This window comes from Leptospira neocaledonica (assembly GCF_002812205.1).
GTDB lineage: Bacteria > Spirochaetota > Leptospiria > Leptospirales > Leptospiraceae > Leptospira_B > Leptospira_B neocaledonica.
Genome location: NZ_NPEA01000001.1, coordinates 465857 through 481851 on the forward strand (window position 1 = coordinate 465857; position 15995 = coordinate 481851).

The following is a 15995-nucleotide window of genomic DNA, read 5'->3' on the forward strand; positions in this document are numbered from 1 at the left end:
TAAATTGAGAATCCGACCCTCAAAGAGGGCCGGAAGTCCTTCCGCCGATTAGATCATACAAGGCCCGGATAAGAGCATCTATATCCTCACAAGTATTATAAAATGCTAACGAAGGTCTCACAGTGCTCTCTAATCCGAATCTTCTGAGAATTGGCTGCGCACAATGATGTCCCGATCTAACTGCAATTCCTTCCTGTGCTAAATACCTTCCGACATCTTCCGTTTTAAATCCTTCTAATACAAAAGATAATACTCCGGCCTTATCCGGTGCAGTTCCGATCATTTTTAGACCTGGAATTTTTTTCAATTCCTTGGTCCCATATTCCAAAAGAGAATGTTCATATTCTGCAATCCGAACCATCCCGAATTTGTTTAAATAATCGATCGCTGCACCTAGGCCGACTGCATCTGCGATATTTCCCGTTCCTGCTTCGAAACGGAAAGGAGCCGGCTGGTAAACAGTTCTTTCAAAAGTAACGTCTTGGATCATATTTCCCCCACCTTGCCAGGGAGTCATTTGGTCCAAAATTCCTTTTTTACCGAATAGGACCCCAATTCCTGTGGGAGCAAATACCTTGTGACCAGAGAACACATAAAAATCACAATCCAATACTTGGACATCCACAGGCATATGAGAAACCGCTTGTGCTCCATCCAATAATACGGTGGCTCCTTGTTTATGAGCCAGCTCTATCATTGTTTGAGCAGGAGTAACAGTTCCTAAAGCATTAGAGACTTGAGTAAATGCCACCAAACGTGTCTTAGGTGTGAGTAGTCTTTGGTACTCGCTTAAGATAATCTGCCCTGTTTCGTCCACTGGGATTACTTTTAATTTAGCTCCCTTCTCAGAGCATAACATCTGCCAAGGCACGATATTAGCGTGATGTTCTAACCAAGAGATAAGTATCTCATCGTCTTTTCCGATATTCTGTCTTCCCCAGGTTTGGGCGACTAAATTGATAGCTTCGGTTGCACCTCTAACAAATACGATTTCTTCGGTAGAAGAAGAATTTAAGAAATTCTTTATCTTCTCCCTTGCGGCTTCATACGCATCAGTTGCTCTTGCAGCAAGAGTATGAGCTCCCCTATGAATATTGGAATTTTCATGTTTGTAAAAGTAGGAAAGCCTATCGATCACTGCCTGAGGTTTATGAGTGGTGGCAGCATTATCCAACCAAACCAAATTCCTGCCGTTCACTTTCTCTTCTAAGATCGGAAAATCTTTTCTGGCATAGCTCAAATCGAAATTCCCGGAAGAAATATCCACAGAAGGAACTAAACTAGGGCTAAAACTAAATGGGTCGGAGACTTGCAAATTTTGGACCTTCGAGTCGAAAGATCTAAAATCATCTAAAAAAGAAAATGGAGAATTCTGTCCGGGTAATCCTTGGCCTGCACCCGGAACATTTAAACCTCCGGGAAATGTAGGAACTCCAGCACCAGACAATCCCAAATCAGGAACTCTTGTGTATCCGGCTCCGGACCTAGGAGTCCAGGAATTTCCTCCAGAAGCTGATTCCTCCTGGGAAATAACATTTTGGCTGGATGCTGGGATCTCGTTCGGTATTTTGGAAGAAGAAAGCACCAATTCATCAACGTTAGATCCGCTTGAAAGAGGTCCAAAAAATTTTTTAGACCATTCTGCGATCAAGTTCGGATCTACAGGAGGAGAATCCTTCCGCGAAAATTCTCCGGGAAGATCCGAAAAAAAATCATTTGTACTCATAATAATTGCCTACATCCACGTTTTCCAAAACGCCGATTGCATCGTCGGTCAGAATAGCAGCGGAGCAATAGAGAGAGATCAAATAGGAACCGATTGCAGAACGATTGATTCCCATAAAACGAACGGAAAGTCCGGGAGTTTGCTCTCCTGGTAATCCAGGTTGGTATAGTCCAATCACGCCTTGTTTCTTTTCTCCCACTCTCAAAAGAAGAATGTTGGTTGTCCCACCGGGAGCCTTAGGTGCAATCTCCCCTCCCACTAAAAGTTTATCTGTAGGGATAATAGGAAGTCCTCTCCAAGTTAAGAACTGTGCTCCAAATAGAGATACGGTAGCCGGCGGAACTCCTCTGCGAGTACATTCTCTACCAAAAGCTGCAATTGCTAAAGGATGAGCTAAGAAAAAAGAAGGTTCTTTCCAAACTTTTGAAATGAGTTCATCCAAATCATCCGGAGTAGGAGCTCCTTTTCTAGTTTGGATCCTTTGTTTTTTAGGAACATTCTTTAATAGACCATAATCTTCGTTGTTAATGAGTTCGTTTTCTTGGCGTTCTTTTACACTTTCTATAGTAAGCCTAAGTTGTTCCTGAATTTGATCATAAGGATTGCTGAATAGATCAGAAACTCTGGTATGAACATCCAACACGGTGGATATCGCACTCAATGTATATTCTCTTGGTTTTTCTTCGTAGTCTACAAAAGTCTCCGGAAGAGGTTGTTCATCCTTCTGTCCGCAAAGAACCTCTACAGAAGTGTTATCTTTTACTCGGTTAACTCTTAAGGTTCCGGATTCTAAAGGTTTCCAATCTAATAAACGAACTAGCCAACGTGGTGTGATTAAATCATACTGTGCCTGTGTTTTAGTTGTATTCGCAAGCTTACGGGCGGCGTTATCGCCCAAAGAATGTTGAGGAATGCTGTTTTCAGCCATGTTAAAAACTCCTGATTAGCTGAACGTTTCGATCCGTATGTTTATTATCGCTTAGAAACGAATAAAAGGATTCTGTTGTCGAAAATACCCTGTTTAATATACTTTAATTAATTATAGGAATATTAAACAAATTAAATGTACTAAAATAGATCGAAACATTCGTTCCTGTTGGTATTCGATAAGTAACAAAATTGGGAAATACTTTTTTATTCTTTTGGGAAATTAATAAAGATAGGAAGCACACAATGAAATCAGAAGAGCAAAAGTACAATAAAGCGAAAAGAAAATTCCAAACGATATAATGAATCCACTTCGATGGAAATTTAGGACAGTTTATTCCATAAAATGTATCTCCTTTAAGCGAAAGAAAACGCGAAAATAAAAATTTCCCGAACTTTTTTTAGTTCCCATATACTATTTCTTAACTTATTAATCCTAATTACTCTATGGTGAAAAATTTCCGGAAATTAAGCGGTATTCTGCTTATACTTTTGTCTCTTTGTGTTTCCTGTTCTTCCCTCTTAAAAAGAGAAGATTATATTCCGACAAAAAAAGAATGGTCCAATGGAAATCCAAAATCAGCCTTAGATCACTTTCCTTCCGGGGAAAAGGGAAGCCTTATCACAGTTCTTGAAAAGGCCATCATCGGACTTTTTACCCAAGAAAAGGATTTTTCCAGATTACAAGACCTAGCTGAAGAAAACAAATCCAGACTTAGATTCAGTGCAAGCAGAGAATTACGTTCTTTTTTCTACTCTGAAACTCCGGAAGGTTATTATGCATCCGAAGCGGAAGTCATTTTTCTTCATATACTTTTAGGCTTTTATCATGCAAAGAAAGAACAATACGAAGAAGCGTTAGTGGAAGCAAGATATGCCTCTAATTTATTAAACGGAGAATGGAGCGCAGAAGGCCAATTCGATGATCCCAACTTGCGGATATTACTCGCTTCTCTTTGGATTGCATGCGGAGAGTGGCAAGAAGCAAAAATTGATCTGCGAGCAGCCTTAAAACTTTCTCCTAAATCTTCTTGGCTAAGACAATATGCATTCTCCGACCAATCTCCCAAAAATATCTTTTTGATTTTTGGAGGCCCTGGACCTGAACCTTTTATGGATCCTGAGACAAATTTAAATTTTGTGAGAGGATTGAGAAAGTTAGGCTTTAAATTTACAGGAGAAAGAAGCGAACTTTCTTGGTCTGACTTGGATGGCAACCAAGACAAATTATATTTAAGTCCATCCACTCAAAATTGGTATCAAAGACATCTGGACCGGGATAATTCGATTCATGAGATCATAGATGATTCTAAATATTTTCAATTGGTCACTGTTAGTACAACTAAGCAAGCTTCTATCTTAGCAGGAAAAGTCACCGGAAGTATTCTTGTAGGAAGTGTTATCGTCGCTCTTGGGGCAGGTGTCGCGTATCTAGGTGTTCAGGCAAATTCAGCGGAGATCGGAGGTGCAGGAGTTATTATCGCAATCTCTGGAATGAAACTAGCGGCAGAAATGATCGATCGTGCTATCCAAACATCTAAAAAAGAATTTGCCGAAGATTTAGATGTTTCCCCTAATTATAGGTTTGTTCGTTTTTTACCCGAATATCTTTGGTTTGGATCTTCCAGAAGTAATTTAAGATTTCCTAAAATATTAGATAAACGATCTGGAAAACAAATTTTACAAATCACTAGTTTCGGAAAAATTCCAGTGACTATAGGTTTTTATCCGGATACTAAAGAAGACTAAAATCCGTAACCTTCCGTATCACTTATTTTCAGGAATTTTTTGTCCGCTTGCCATACAATCTCATTCGATTCTACACTCGTCAAACGAAGTGTAATTAAGATATATTGGATCTTTTTTCCTTTTTCATAATTAACTAAATCGTTTAGTTCCCCACTCAAACGATAACTGGGAGATTTTAATTTTCCAAAATCCAATTTAGCTTCAGAAGAAGTGATTCCTGTCTTATTTAGACTGATCTCATCCAAGGATGCTTTTCTTTGAGATGTATCTACAAAGGGGATTTTATAAGAGGTTAAGTTCGTAACGATCTCATTAGCTATAATTTTAGTATCAATATGTTCGGAAGTATTGTTCTTGAATTTTTGTAGTTCTATATAACCCTTAATAGAGTCCTTTTTATAAAAATCGGAAATGGAACCGCTCATATTCTGCACGGTCTCTCTAACTTCCCTTACCCCCCATTGTTTTGTACCTTCTGCTTCGCCCGGGTCCCTGTATTCAACGCTTGCGCAATAATAAAAACTTAATATGATCGAAAAGAGAAACAAATAGAATTTCATAATCGAGCTAAACAGTAACTAAACCTAAAAATACGAAAAGCAAAAAACAAAAATCTTGCAAATACTCTATAAATAGCCAGTCTAAGACAAAACTCCAAAAAGCCTATGAAACGTTCCATTATTTCCAAAGACGGGGTCGGAATTGCCGCCACAGTGATCCAAAAAAGAGAACTATACCTTTCCAGAGTGATAACTGATCTACCCACACTGGTATTCGTTAAAAAAGGGATCAAAAGTTTAAAACAGAATGATCTAGAATTGGATATAAAATCGGGAGAAGCGGTGGCGATTGCAGGTGGCCAGGCATTCGATGTAATTAATCGGCCGGATGCGGGAGAGTTCGAAGCGGCTTGGATTGCATTCCATCCGAACGTGATTCAAAATTACAATTCCAACCTTCAGACTCTGAAAGATATCGAAACAGCATTTATTTTTTCTAATATTACTTCCGGATTTTCGGATGCATTTCGACTCGCCACAGAATCTATAACCACGGACAAAATAATTTCCGATCAGGTTGCTATCCATAGGGCAACAGAAATATTGATATGGTTAGGAGAATATGGAAGAAAGTTTAAAGTACCTTCTCCCGAAAACACCTCTAAAAAGGTCCGTTCTTTTCTGAGTTCAAATCCTGGCAAAGATTGGTCGGCCTTGGAAATTGCAGATCGTCTGGAAATGAGTGAGGCTACCCTGAGAAGAAGACTTTCTTCCGAACTTTCTTCTTTTTCGGAAATACTAATCGATGTCAGAATGTCATTGGCTCTTTCCCTATTACAGGCAACGGACAGATCCATAGGAGAGATCGCAAGGGAGGCAGGTTACGACTCAGCTTCCAGATTTGCGGTGAGATTCCGGGATAGATTCGGATATTCTCCCACAATGTTGAGAAGAGAAGCCAGCCGTGATCGGAACGGCACAATCCTTGATCGGGTCCGGACATAAGACCACTTTTTTCATAAATTTGGAATGCAGATTTGAACTTCCGGTGTTATTCTGCAGCGCTAAGAACTCGGAGGTTTTATGAAGAGATTCCTATCGTTTCAGAACGGTATATTGCTTTGTGTTTTATTCTTTGCTGGATCTGCATTTGCTGGGGACCTGAAAGTCACTAGCTCTGCCCTCAAAGAAGGAGGAACAATCACCAACGCTCATGTGTTTTCTGGATTCGGATGTTCCGGAGAAAATAATTCTCCCGACTTACAATGGTCAGGCGCTCCTAAGGAAACCAAATTTTTTGCAGTGACAGCTTATGATCCGGATGCTCCTACCGGAAGTGGATGGTGGCACTGGACTGTGATCAATATTCCAGCAAGTGTCACAAGTCTCCCTGCAAAAGCTGGAAACGATAAAGGGCCTCTTCCTGCCGGTGCAGTCCAAGGAAGGACCGATTTCGGTAAACCTGGATATGGCGGTCCCTGCCCTCCTAAAGGAGATAAACCTCATCGTTATATCTTCAAAGTATTCGCCTTAAAGGATAAGATCGATTTGGATGGTGAAGCGTCTGGTGCATTAGTTGGGTTTTATATCAATTCCCTAAAACTTGCAGAAGGAAAATTAACCGCAAAATACGGAAGATAATTTTTCTCCGAAGTCGGATCATTCCGACTTCGGATTTTTACGTTATTCGCTATTATTAGAAAGATAAAAATAGATCTGAAATTATTCAGCGTTCAATAGAGTGAGTGCGATTTCTTTGGAACAATCGTATGCTTCTATATCTAATACGAAGTCGTCTCCGGAAGTCATATTAGTAAGGATTTCTGTCCCGCTACTTCTCAACTCACCGGTAATTACATGATCTAATTGCATGTATTCCACGTTACCGATCCCGAAAGTGTATCCGTGTTCGGTTAGTATAATCATTTTGTTCGACTTCTCATTGATGCCGGCAATCCTTCCTTTCATTATTCCTCCCTAATGAAAACTAGATAAGAGTGATTACTTATGTAGACGGATCTTATAAAAAATCCTTACACTATGTCTTACGAATTCAAAAAAAATCGCAAAAAAAGTTTTGATAACTGTTAAGTTCCCGACCAAATACCATGAGTCTCTTAAGGACTAAGCCCTTGAAGCCCGCATAGCAGATAATAAGTATGGATCTATCTTATATCCCAAGATAGAATATCATAACGTATCTAAAAAATAACGTTATGCGTGCTTAATTAAGATACACTAAACCGAATTCCTCTCGGGCAGACTCTTACTTTCCCAACTTCTTCTTTATTCGTTTCTATTCTAAAAAAAGTTTGACTCCTTCTCACAAAAACACAACATCTGCTATATAATATTAATATTCAATATGTTAGATATATTGCATAATATAATAGCTGATCCATCTGATAAAGGAAGTTTGGTCTGGGATCAGGAAAAGCGGGTGGTCCATAACCCCCGCCTGGGTTTAGATTACCCTTTTTTAAATGGTTTCTTTCACCTAACCAAACAAAACGCCATCCAAAGTAAATTTTTGGGATCGGAAGCACGTTACGAAGGTTTGGCTGAATGGTACGATTCTATTATGCAAGACCAAAATAATCGGGGAGAACTGGCAAACTCCGCATATTCTATCCTGAAATCCTTACTTGGTAAAGGAGAAGGTATCGTGTTAGATATTGGTTGTGGCACAGGACTTGCCGCAGATATTACTAAGGAATTGGGATATACTCCTATCGGTGTGGATCTTTCCAAAGACCAATTGAGGATCGCGGCCAAAAGGCTTCCTGTAGTTTTGGGGGACTCTGCGGATCTTCCTATTTCGGATCATTCCGTTTGCCTTGCTTATAGCACGTTTACAACGACCGATTGGGAAAATCTGGAAAGATCCGCCAAGGAAATTTACAGAGTTCTTTCTCCAGGTGGAAGATACGTGGACATTGGTGTTCATCCATGCTTTTACGGGGCTTATTCAGAACCACTTTCTCAAGGTGAAATTCTTCAAAAACCGGGATATAATCAGTCTCAATTCGTGGAACCGAATCTTTTGAAAGGAACAGTGAGGAGCAAGGTAGGAGCTTGGCATAGGCCCGTCTCCGATGTAATTAACACTTTCTTATCCGCAGGTTTTAAATTGGTAAGGGTGGTAGAAGGTGGACAAGGAGAACTTCCACAACTTCTCGCACTAAGCTTACTGAAAGAATAGATAGATTTAACTTTAAGTTTTCATTATATTAGGAGAATAAAATATGACAACCGCTTCTTTGACCCAAAAAACCTGGCCCTCTTCCGACGTAGTCTCCGACCTGGCGGAAGTCCGTAAACATGCACCTCTTACTCATGTACTAACCAATATTGTAGTTACGAATTGGACTGCGAACGTTCTTCTGGCCGCGGGCGCTTCTCCTGCTATGGTCATTGCAGAAGAAGAAGTTTCCGATTTCGCCGCGATTGCAGGTGGGGTGCTGATCAATGTAGGAACAATAAATAGTTTTGATGCAAAGTCGATTAAAGCCGCTGCAATCGCAGCCCAAAAAGCGGGAACTCCTTGGGTTTTAGATCCAGTTGCAGTAGGTGCCCTTAGATACCGAACTGAAATTGCAAAAGATCTTTTACAACATAAACCTACCGTGATTCGAGGAAATGCTTCCGAGATATTGGCACTGGCTGGCGCTGTAGGCGGCGGAAAGGGTGTGGATTCTACCGCTGCTTCTTCCGATGCACTTCCTCTTGCAAAAGAATTAGCAATCAGCACCGGAGCAGTAATCGCGATTAGCGGAGAAGTAGATTATATTACCGATGGAAAAGAGACCGTAGCGGTTCCCGGTGGTCATATTTTGATGACCAAGGTTACCGGAGTTGGATGTTCTTTAGGAGCATTGATTGCATCCTTCTTAGGTGTCCAAAAAGACGCATTACGTGCCTCGGTTTCTGCATCCGCCGTTTTTGCAATTGCAGGTTCCAGAGCTGCTGAAAGATCTTCAGGTACAGGAAGTTTTGCCGTGGCCTTCTTGGATGAACTGAGCACAATTTCCGCATGAGTGTAACTGTTGCAGTTCCTACAGGAAATATCGGTAAATTTCTTCTACCAAAACTTTTGGAATCGGGCAAAAATATTACCGTCCTGACCAGAAGTCCCCAGAAATTAGAACCAACAATTCGGGAAAGAGTGACAATTCGCCAAGGCGCCTTAGAGGATGCGAATTTTATCTTAGAAGCTACTAAAGGAACGGAAGCAATCTACTGGTTAAACCCGGGTAACAAAAAGGCGGAAGATGTACATGGTTGGTATCGTCTTTATGGAAAGAGTGTTGCTAACGCAGTCCAAAAGAACCGGATAGAATATGTGGTAAATATTTCCACGATCATTCCGGAAGTGGTAGAAGCAGGTGTTGCAGACGGAATCGTTCATGTGGAGGAATTTCTTAACGAAACGGATGCGAATGTGGTTCATCTTCGTCCCGGTTTCTTTTTGGAAAATCTTCTTCCTCAAATTTCAGAACTCAAGTTCAAAGGGACGATTACCTTCCCTATTCCGCCCGATAGAGAGGTCGCATTTATTGCTACTTCGGATATTGCAGATGTGGCCGCAGATTATCTTTTAAATAAGAACTGGAAAGGGAAGAAGATCCATATTTTGCATGGAGGCGAAGATCTGACCTTCGAGGCGGCTACAAAAAGTTTAAATGATGCGATCGGAACTACATTAAAGTATAATTATATAAGCCTGGAAAATTTTTACAAGGACTTGATCGCAAAAGGTGTGACAAAAGCTGCCGCAGAAGGTTATACTGATATCTACCGCTCCATGCATCTTCCTAGAGAAGTGGAAGGAATACGTAGCTCAGAAACAACTACGCCTACTACCGTGGGGCTTTGGGGGAAAAGGGTTTTAAAACCTAAACTAGATTCCTTATGATCGTTAGTTCCGACTGGCTTTTTGAACGTCTATCTGATCCGAATATTAGGATCGTGGATATACGTGGAAGAGTGGAACATTCTGAGCCCAGATACCATTCCGAACCGGAACTTTATCTAAAAAGTCATATCCCAGGAGCAGTTTTTATAGATTGGACCAAGGATATAGTGGACCTGAACGATTCTGTTCCGGTAAATATCGCACCACCTGAAAAATTCTCCGAACTGATGAGCACATTAGGTATTTCTAATGAAACCGTCGTGGTTGCCTACGATGATCATAATCGGATGTTTTCCAGTCGTTTAGCCTGGGCTCTCAGATATTACGGGTATAATAAGGGACTAATCTTAGATGGAGGTTTTGCTAACTGGGTTAAAGAAGGAAAACCAGTTGATTCCAATCTTCCTAAATATGAAAGAAAGGATTTTATAGCTGTTCCCCATCCTGAACTAAAACGAAATGCAGATCAGGTGCAGTTCAGATCTTCGGAAACTTTACTACTAGACGGTCGACGCCCGGAAGTTTATGCAAAAGGTTTTATTCCCGGGGCAATCAATATTCCTCATACAAGTTTAACGGATCCGGAGACAGGCAAATTTCTCTCTAAAGAAGGATTAAAGAATTCTTTTAAAAAAGCAGGAGTGGATACGGATTCTCTTCCGAAAAATATTATCTGTTACTGTAATGGAGGAGTTTCCGCGACTGTAGTAGTCACGGCTCTCGGAATTTTAGGAATAGAGAATATTCCCGTCTATGACGGCTCTTGGAACGAATGGGGAAAGGACGAAAAACGTCCCAAGGCGCAACTACATTAAAGCAGGAATTGTAAGGCCAATTAAGGCAATAAACCTATATCACTCGCCTTTCTTACCAATTCGGCCCTATTATGTACATTCAATTTTTTATATATATTCTTCACATGGTGTTGGACTGTGTATTTGCTGACTTTTAGGAATTCCGCAACTCTTCCGATTGTCTTTCCTTTTACCATCTCGTCCAAGATTTGTTTTTCTTTAGGAGTCAGCTTAAATTCTCCCGAATAATCTTTTTGTTTAAAACTATTCAACACGCGGAACGCGATAGTAGGAGTAATGATCGCTCCTCCTTTCAAGACCGTATCCACAACGTCCGCAATATCTTTTAATTCCGATTTTAAGATATAACCGATGGCGCCATTCTTTAAGGATTCATAAATTAGCTCGTCGGAATTCATATTAGAGAGCATTATTTTAGAGATTTCAGGATCTCTCGCGGAAATTTTTCCTGCAAGTTCCACTCCGTTCATTCCGGACAGCATGATATCCAGAAAAATTATATCCAAGGACCTTCCCTTTTCATCCTCCCAAAAGGATTCAGCGGATTCCCAATGGAATACTCCGTCTATCTCGGGAATGGATTCCAGAGTCTTTAGGATCTGATTCTTAAAACTTTCGTCGTTTTCTACGATTCCAACTTTGATTTCCGAATTTTTCATAACCGTATTCACACCTTATTTATTTTACGGAAAAATTTCCGATCGGGATATTTATTTTTATCTTATATATGTTTTCGACTAAGGACATTTCCACCTTTCCACCAAGACCCGAGATCCTATAGATCAGATTTTCGGTTCCTCTTCCTGTTTTATGTTTTTTCAAATGATAAGAAGATTCCACGTTCATTTCGGTGACTATGCTCCCGTTTTCCAAATAGAAATTCCATTTGGCTACTCCCTGTCCATATTTTAGATCGTTATTCGTTATCTCGTTTACAATACTATAAAGTTCAATGATCGAAGTTTCTTTTCTTTCCTCTTCAAAAAATTGAAGAAGTTCTTCTTGGCATTCGAATTCTAAGTCCCTTTCCACATCAGAATATCGTCTGAGTAAAACTAAATTAATACCTGTGATAAAATTTTTGGACAATAAACCCAGATCTTCTATCTTCAACATTTGTTCTCTAAGTATATGAATGGATTGATTCACCGCTTCATTGATCTTTTTGAAGATTGGTTTGTCTTCTTGATTTTGAGATAATAATTCTTCAGATAAAAACTTTAGATCTGTAAGTTTTCCACCCAAATGGTCGTGTAAGTCAATATTAATCCTTTGCCTTACATAGTTCACAGCTTCTCTCTTCTCATTCTCCTGGTTTAAACGGCTTTTATGACCGTCTGCAAGAGCGAGCAAATTATTGATCCTTAAGATCAATTCCTCAAAATCGAAAGGTTTGAGTAGATAATCATTCGCACCGTTATTCAATGCAGCCATCAAATCCTTATCTTGATTTTTTGCAGTCAACATCAGAATAGGAAGTTCAAGTGTGCTAAGTGTTTTACGGATTTCCCGGGCTGTGTCTAGACCTGACATCTTAGGCATCATCACATCCAAAATAACAACATCGAAAGCCTTATCTTTTTGTAATATTTCTAATGCCTCCATTCCACTTTTTGCAGTGACTGAGGAAATATTTCTCAAAGACAGATAGTTTTGTATTACTTGCAAGTTTACTGGTTCGTCGTCCACTACCAAAATCCTAGCATTCTTCTCAGAATCGGAAGACTCATTTTGAAAAGCCACGGTCGAACCTGGGTTGTTTCCTTCTTTATAATTTTTTAATTCCTTTCCATCCGATTTAGGAATTTTTCCAGACACCAAAGGAATGGTAAAATGAAAACGAGAACCTTGTTCTGGACTGGATTCTACTCCAATTTCTCCCCCGTGTAACGCAACCAATGCCCTACTGATCGAAAGCCCAAGCCCTGCACCCGAACTATTTTTGGAGTCTCCCCTTTCTACCTGCTCGAAAAATTCGAATATCTTTTGGTGTTCTCTTGGATCTATTCCTATCCCAGTATCTTTTACACTGATCTCCGCAATTCCAAGCGCCTTGATACGAGCGCTGACAACGATCTCTCCCTTCTCGGTAAACTTGATTGCATTACTCACTAAATTCTGAAGGATTTGTTGCAGTCGATTTTCATCCGCGAGCAAATCGGGAAATTCTGGCAAGATTGCATTTACTAATTTAATTTTAGTTGGATCGGTAGAGATCCTATTCAATTCCAGAGTAAAATTTACCGCTTGGTACAAATCTACGGCTCTTAAATTTAGATTTAAATCTTTATGTTTTAATTTAGAAAAATCTATAATATCATTTACTAAACTAGAAAGCCGTTGTCCACTTGTTACAATCATTCCCAATTGTCTCGTAATGGATTCGGACAATGGGCCGACCACTCCTCTTTTCAAAGAATCTGCAATCCCAATTATCCCTTGCAAAGGAGTTCTCAGTTCATGAGAAGTATTCGCCAAGAACTCATCCTTGAGTTTATCCAAAGAGATTAATCTTTGGTTGGATTCTTTTAGATCATATGCCAATTTTTCTGAAAGTTTATAGGCACTTGTAAATCTTTGAGAAACCATAAATGCCTGAGCTACAAAAAAGGAAGCTACTCCATACGATGAGAAGTATGCAGTATTTATGATCATGTTCGCATACAAGATATCATTGGTCACTACTGCGAAAAACAGAAGGAAAAAGAATAAGCCTACGTCTGCTCCTAACTTCTTATTCTGCATCGCTTTCCAAAAAACGTATACTAGATAAAAGCAGGCTATAGTTACTAAAATCCCAAAAATAGAAATGGTCTTGGAATATATGACCAAAGGAGTGAATAGTACGATCAAAGAAAGTCCGACAACAATACTAATTAAAAACCGAATAACTTTTTTGTTTATCTCATCAGGGTACAAAGTTCGGATAAATAATGGAAAGAATATGGCGATCAAAAAGCTGGATATTAATTCCAATCTATATCCCCATTCGAAATCAAAATGAGGAAAAATAGAATATAAGATTCTTTCTCCCGTTATCAAAATCCGAATGGTCGAACAGATCGTTAGAATTCCATAATATAACGTGGAGGTTTCTCTCCTTAAAAAGGCGAATAAACTTAGGTGGTAAAGACCTAAAACAAAAAGTCCTCCGCCTACGAACAAGTCTAATCTGACATTACTTTGGCGTATAGTAACCAGATCTTTTCTTTTTCCTATAAAGATCTTTGCCCAAGGGCCTCCTTTAAAATGTGAAAAATTGGAAATCTCTATCGCAATTTCGTTCTCTGTTCCTAAGTCAAATATCTCACTAACTCCTGGTCTGTATAAAGGTTTACTTGTCTCAGGGGTTTTTCCAACTTCTCCACTGGAGATTACTTTTTTTCCATTTACATAAAGTGTATAAGATGTTGAGGCCTCCAACATCTTGATTGCCATATCTGTTTCTGGTTTTTCTAAACGAACGAGCACCTTGTATGTTGCATATCCGAAACCAGGATACTTTTGGTCCTTGTTTTCATTCCAAACATTCGGAACATCTCCGAATTTGATTTGCTCTTTTGATTTTTGAGAAGGATCCAGATCGGCCTTTAATGGATTTTTGATCTCCGAAAATAATTGGGACCAATAAAATGCCCAATCACCCTCTATACTTAGAGGTTCTTCCTTTCCGAAATCCCAATCCTTGCTTAAGTCCAATATTCCATTTTCTACTCTTGGTTTTTTCTTAGAAGATTCAGTGCCACATCCCAAACTGAAAATTAGGATTGAGATCAGTAAAACTCCTGGAAATTTTTGAGAGAAAATGGAAACCATCTACACTGATTCTTCAGACCATTCCAGATTTATAAACCTTTTTAATATTCCAAATGAGTATTCAGTAAAGAAATAGAAGGAGGAAAATTCTCCCTTATTCTAGGGATCACGGATCCAGAGGACCTTCTTCTTTTAATAGTTCGAAATGCAAAAGTTATGAAATATCAATACATTCTACTTAATTTTGTCCCTTGACTTCTATTCCGCAAAAATCGGAAAATTATTCCAATATGGATTACCATTTTGTTTCACCGAAAGAAGCAGTTTTAGAGATCAAAAATGACCAAAGGGTTTTTATCCACAGTGTATATGCTGCTCCCAAACTTTTAATCGAAGCATTGAGCGCCAGAGCATCGGAATTACAAAATATTGAGATCGTTCATATTCATACGGAAGGAGAAGTCCCGTATGCACAAAATGGAATGGAGACTTCTTTTCATACAAATGCATTATTCGTGGGTGCAAACATGAGAGAAGCAGTCAAGGAAGGAAGAGCGGATTATCTTCCTATCTTCTTAAGCGAATGCCCTTCTTTATTCAGAAAAAAGATACTTCCATTAGATGTTGCCCTTATCACAGTTTCTCCTCCTGACAAACATGGGTTTTGTTCTTTGGGAGTTTCGGTGGATACGAGCAAGGCCGCCGTTGATTCAGCCAATCTTGTGATTGCTCAGGTGAACCATTTTATGCCCAGAACCCACGGGGACGGAATCGTTCATATAAACAAAATCCATAAATTAGTAGAAGGTAATATTCCATTATTGGAGGCAAAACATGCAGAACCGAACGAGGTAGAAGCTAAGATCGGTGAATATATTGCGGGTCTTGTAGAAGACGGAGCAACTCTGCAAATGGGGATTGGAGCCATTCCAGATGCGGTTCTGTCTTGTTTACAAAATCATAAAGATTTAGGAATTCATACCGAAATGTTTTCGGATGGTGTAATTCCTTTGGTGGAAAAAGGAATTATCACAGGCAAAAACAAAAGAATTCATCCAGGAAAAATAGTAACGGGTTTCGTGATGGGAACCAGAAAACTTTACGATTTTGTGGATGATAATCCTGAAGTTGTATTTTTAGATATAGGTTATATCAACGATACTGCAAATATCCGCAAAAACCCAAAAGTAACAGCGATCAACTCTGCAATCGAAGTAGATCTTACCGGCCAAGTATGTGCGGATTCAATCGGGACCAGACAATATTCCGGTGTGGGAGGACAGATGGATTTTATCCGAGGCGCTTCTCTTTCGGAAGGAGGAAAGCCGATCATTGCACTTCCCTCTGTGACCTCTCATGGAAAATCCAGGATCGTTCCTATTCTACAACCCGGTGCAAGCGTAACCACCACCAGAGCAAATGTTCATTATGTAATTACTGAATACGGGATCGCAGATCTTTACGGCAAAAATCTAAAACAAAGAGCGAAACTACTTACAGAAATTGCTCATCCGAATCATAGAGAATCCTTGGAAAGAGAGGCATTCGAAAGATTCAAAGGATTCTAATTCTCAAAATCCTAACTCCACATACATTCACATCATATT

General features: G+C 39.6%; 14 protein-coding genes. 8 read left to right on the forward strand and 6 right to left on the reverse strand.

Annotated elements, in window-relative coordinates:
- Window positions 1–19: 19 nt before the first annotated feature.
- On the reverse strand, window positions 20–1726 hold the full coding sequence (locus CH365_RS02135; protein WP_100766943.1) for a family 2A encapsulin nanocompartment cargo protein cysteine desulfurase: 1707 nt from the start codon (window positions 1724–1726) through the stop codon (window positions 20–22).
- On the reverse strand, window positions 1713–2654 hold the full coding sequence (locus CH365_RS02140; RefSeq protein ID WP_100766944.1) for a family 2A encapsulin nanocompartment shell protein: 942 nt from the start codon (window positions 2652–2654) through the stop codon (window positions 1713–1715). The genes CH365_RS02135 and CH365_RS02140 overlap by 14 nt, the downstream gene beginning before the upstream one ends.
- Before the next feature lie 446 nt (window positions 2655–3100).
- Here CH365_RS02140 and CH365_RS02145 point away from each other — a divergent pair, with 446 nt between their 5' ends.
- Window positions 3101–4402 (forward strand): COG3014 family protein, encoded by a 1302-nt coding sequence (locus tag CH365_RS02145; RefSeq protein WP_125226287.1) that lies wholly within the window; start codon window positions 3101–3103, stop codon window positions 4400–4402.
- On the opposite strand, the gene CH365_RS02150 is transcribed toward CH365_RS02145, so the two are convergent.
- Complete coding sequence (locus CH365_RS02150; RefSeq protein WP_244282946.1) at window positions 4399–4950, reverse strand: penicillin-binding protein activator LpoB; 552 nt, start codon at window positions 4948–4950, stop codon at window positions 4399–4401. The genes CH365_RS02145 and CH365_RS02150 overlap by 4 nt on opposite strands.
- 117 nt (window positions 4951–5067) lie before the next feature.
- On the opposite strand from CH365_RS02150, the gene CH365_RS02155 reads away from it, so the two are divergent.
- Together CH365_RS02155 and CH365_RS02160 are read left to right on the forward strand one after the other, a co-directional pair.
- Window positions 5068–5907 (forward strand): AraC family transcriptional regulator, encoded by an 840-nt coding sequence (locus tag CH365_RS02155; protein ID WP_100766947.1) that lies wholly within the window; start codon window positions 5068–5070, stop codon window positions 5905–5907.
- 78 nt (window positions 5908–5985) lie between these two features.
- Window positions 5986–6543 carry a YbhB/YbcL family Raf kinase inhibitor-like protein gene (locus CH365_RS02160; protein WP_100766948.1) on the forward strand — a complete coding sequence of 186 codons (558 nt, stop codon included), beginning with the start codon at window positions 5986–5988 and terminating at the stop codon, window positions 6541–6543.
- Window positions 6544–6624: 81 nt separating this feature from the next.
- Here the strand turns inward: CH365_RS02160 and CH365_RS02165 are convergent, their stop codons facing one another.
- Window positions 6625–6870 carry a hypothetical protein gene (locus tag CH365_RS02165; RefSeq protein ID WP_100766949.1) on the reverse strand — a complete coding sequence of 82 codons (246 nt, stop codon included), beginning with the start codon at window positions 6868–6870 and terminating at the stop codon, window positions 6625–6627.
- A gap of 472 nt (window positions 6871–7342) precedes the next feature.
- Between CH365_RS02165 and CH365_RS02170 the strand changes: the two genes are divergently transcribed.
- The 4 genes from CH365_RS02170 to CH365_RS02185 are packed head-to-tail and all read left to right on the forward strand — an operon-like array spanning window position 7343 to window position 10632.
- The gene (locus tag CH365_RS02170) at window positions 7343–8104 is read left to right on the forward strand and encodes a class I SAM-dependent methyltransferase (RefSeq protein WP_244282947.1); all 762 of its coding nucleotides are present in this window, start codon (window positions 7343–7345) and stop codon (window positions 8102–8104) included.
- Window positions 8105–8147: 43 nt separating this feature from the next.
- Window positions 8148–8939, forward strand: coding sequence for a hydroxyethylthiazole kinase (gene thiM / locus CH365_RS02175; RefSeq protein WP_100766951.1), 792 nt, complete (start codon window positions 8148–8150; stop codon window positions 8937–8939).
- The gene (locus CH365_RS02180; protein WP_100766952.1) at window positions 8936–9817 is read left to right on the forward strand and encodes an NmrA family NAD(P)-binding protein; all 882 of its coding nucleotides are present in this window, start codon (window positions 8936–8938) and stop codon (window positions 9815–9817) included. The genes thiM and CH365_RS02180 overlap by 4 nt, the downstream gene beginning before the upstream one ends.
- On the forward strand, window positions 9814–10632 hold the full coding sequence (locus CH365_RS02185; RefSeq protein WP_100766953.1) for a sulfurtransferase: 819 nt from the start codon (window positions 9814–9816) through the stop codon (window positions 10630–10632). The genes CH365_RS02180 and CH365_RS02185 overlap by 4 nt, the downstream gene beginning before the upstream one ends.
- Before the next feature lie 20 nt (window positions 10633–10652).
- Here the strand turns inward: CH365_RS02185 and CH365_RS02190 are convergent, their stop codons facing one another.
- Window positions 10653–11291 carry a LuxR C-terminal-related transcriptional regulator gene (locus tag CH365_RS02190; RefSeq protein ID WP_100767026.1) on the reverse strand — a complete coding sequence of 213 codons (639 nt, stop codon included), beginning with the start codon at window positions 11289–11291 and terminating at the stop codon, window positions 10653–10655.
- Between the two features lie 19 nt (window positions 11292–11310).
- Window positions 11311–14448 (reverse strand): ATP-binding protein, encoded by a 3138-nt coding sequence (locus CH365_RS02195; protein ID WP_100766954.1) that lies wholly within the window; start codon window positions 14446–14448, stop codon window positions 11311–11313.
- Between the two features lie 230 nt (window positions 14449–14678).
- Between CH365_RS02195 and CH365_RS02200 the strand changes: the two genes are divergently transcribed.
- Window positions 14679–15956 carry an acetyl-CoA hydrolase/transferase family protein gene (locus CH365_RS02200; protein ID WP_100766955.1) on the forward strand — a complete coding sequence of 426 codons (1278 nt, stop codon included), beginning with the start codon at window positions 14679–14681 and terminating at the stop codon, window positions 15954–15956.
- The last annotated feature ends 39 nt before the right edge of the window (window positions 15957–15995 follow it).

Bases quoted from the DNA above. Each gene is read 5' to 3' on its own strand.
- CH365_RS02135 (WP_100766943.1), bottom strand. From the start codon at position 1,726: ATGAGTACAAATGATTTTTTTTCGGATCTTCCCGGAGAATTTTCGCGG.
- CH365_RS02140 (WP_100766944.1), bottom strand. From the start codon at position 2,654: ATGGCTGAAAACAGCATTCCTCAACATTCTTTGGGCGATAACGCCGCC.
- CH365_RS02145 (WP_125226287.1), top strand. From the start codon at position 3,101: ATGGTGAAAAATTTCCGGAAATTAAGCGGTATTCTGCTTATACTTTTG.
- CH365_RS02155 (WP_100766947.1), top strand. From the start codon at position 5,068: ATGAAACGTTCCATTATTTCCAAAGACGGGGTCGGAATTGCCGCCACA.
- CH365_RS02160 (WP_100766948.1), top strand. From the start codon at position 5,986: ATGAAGAGATTCCTATCGTTTCAGAACGGTATATTGCTTTGTGTTTTA.
- CH365_RS02165 (WP_100766949.1), bottom strand. From the start codon at position 6,870: ATGAAAGGAAGGATTGCCGGCATCAATGAGAAGTCGAACAAAATGATT.
- thiM (WP_100766951.1), top strand. From the start codon at position 8,148: ATGACAACCGCTTCTTTGACCCAAAAAACCTGGCCCTCTTCCGACGTA.
- CH365_RS02180 (WP_100766952.1), top strand. From the start codon at position 8,936: ATGAGTGTAACTGTTGCAGTTCCTACAGGAAATATCGGTAAATTTCTT.
- CH365_RS02185 (WP_100766953.1), top strand. From the start codon at position 9,814: ATGATCGTTAGTTCCGACTGGCTTTTTGAACGTCTATCTGATCCGAAT.
- CH365_RS02190 (WP_100767026.1), bottom strand. From the start codon at position 11,291: ATGAAAAATTCGGAAATCAAAGTTGGAATCGTAGAAAACGACGAAAGT.
- CH365_RS02195 (WP_100766954.1), bottom strand. From the start codon at position 14,448: ATGGTTTCCATTTTCTCTCAAAAATTTCCAGGAGTTTTACTGATCTCA.
- CH365_RS02200 (WP_100766955.1), top strand. From the start codon at position 14,679: ATGGATTACCATTTTGTTTCACCGAAAGAAGCAGTTTTAGAGATCAAA.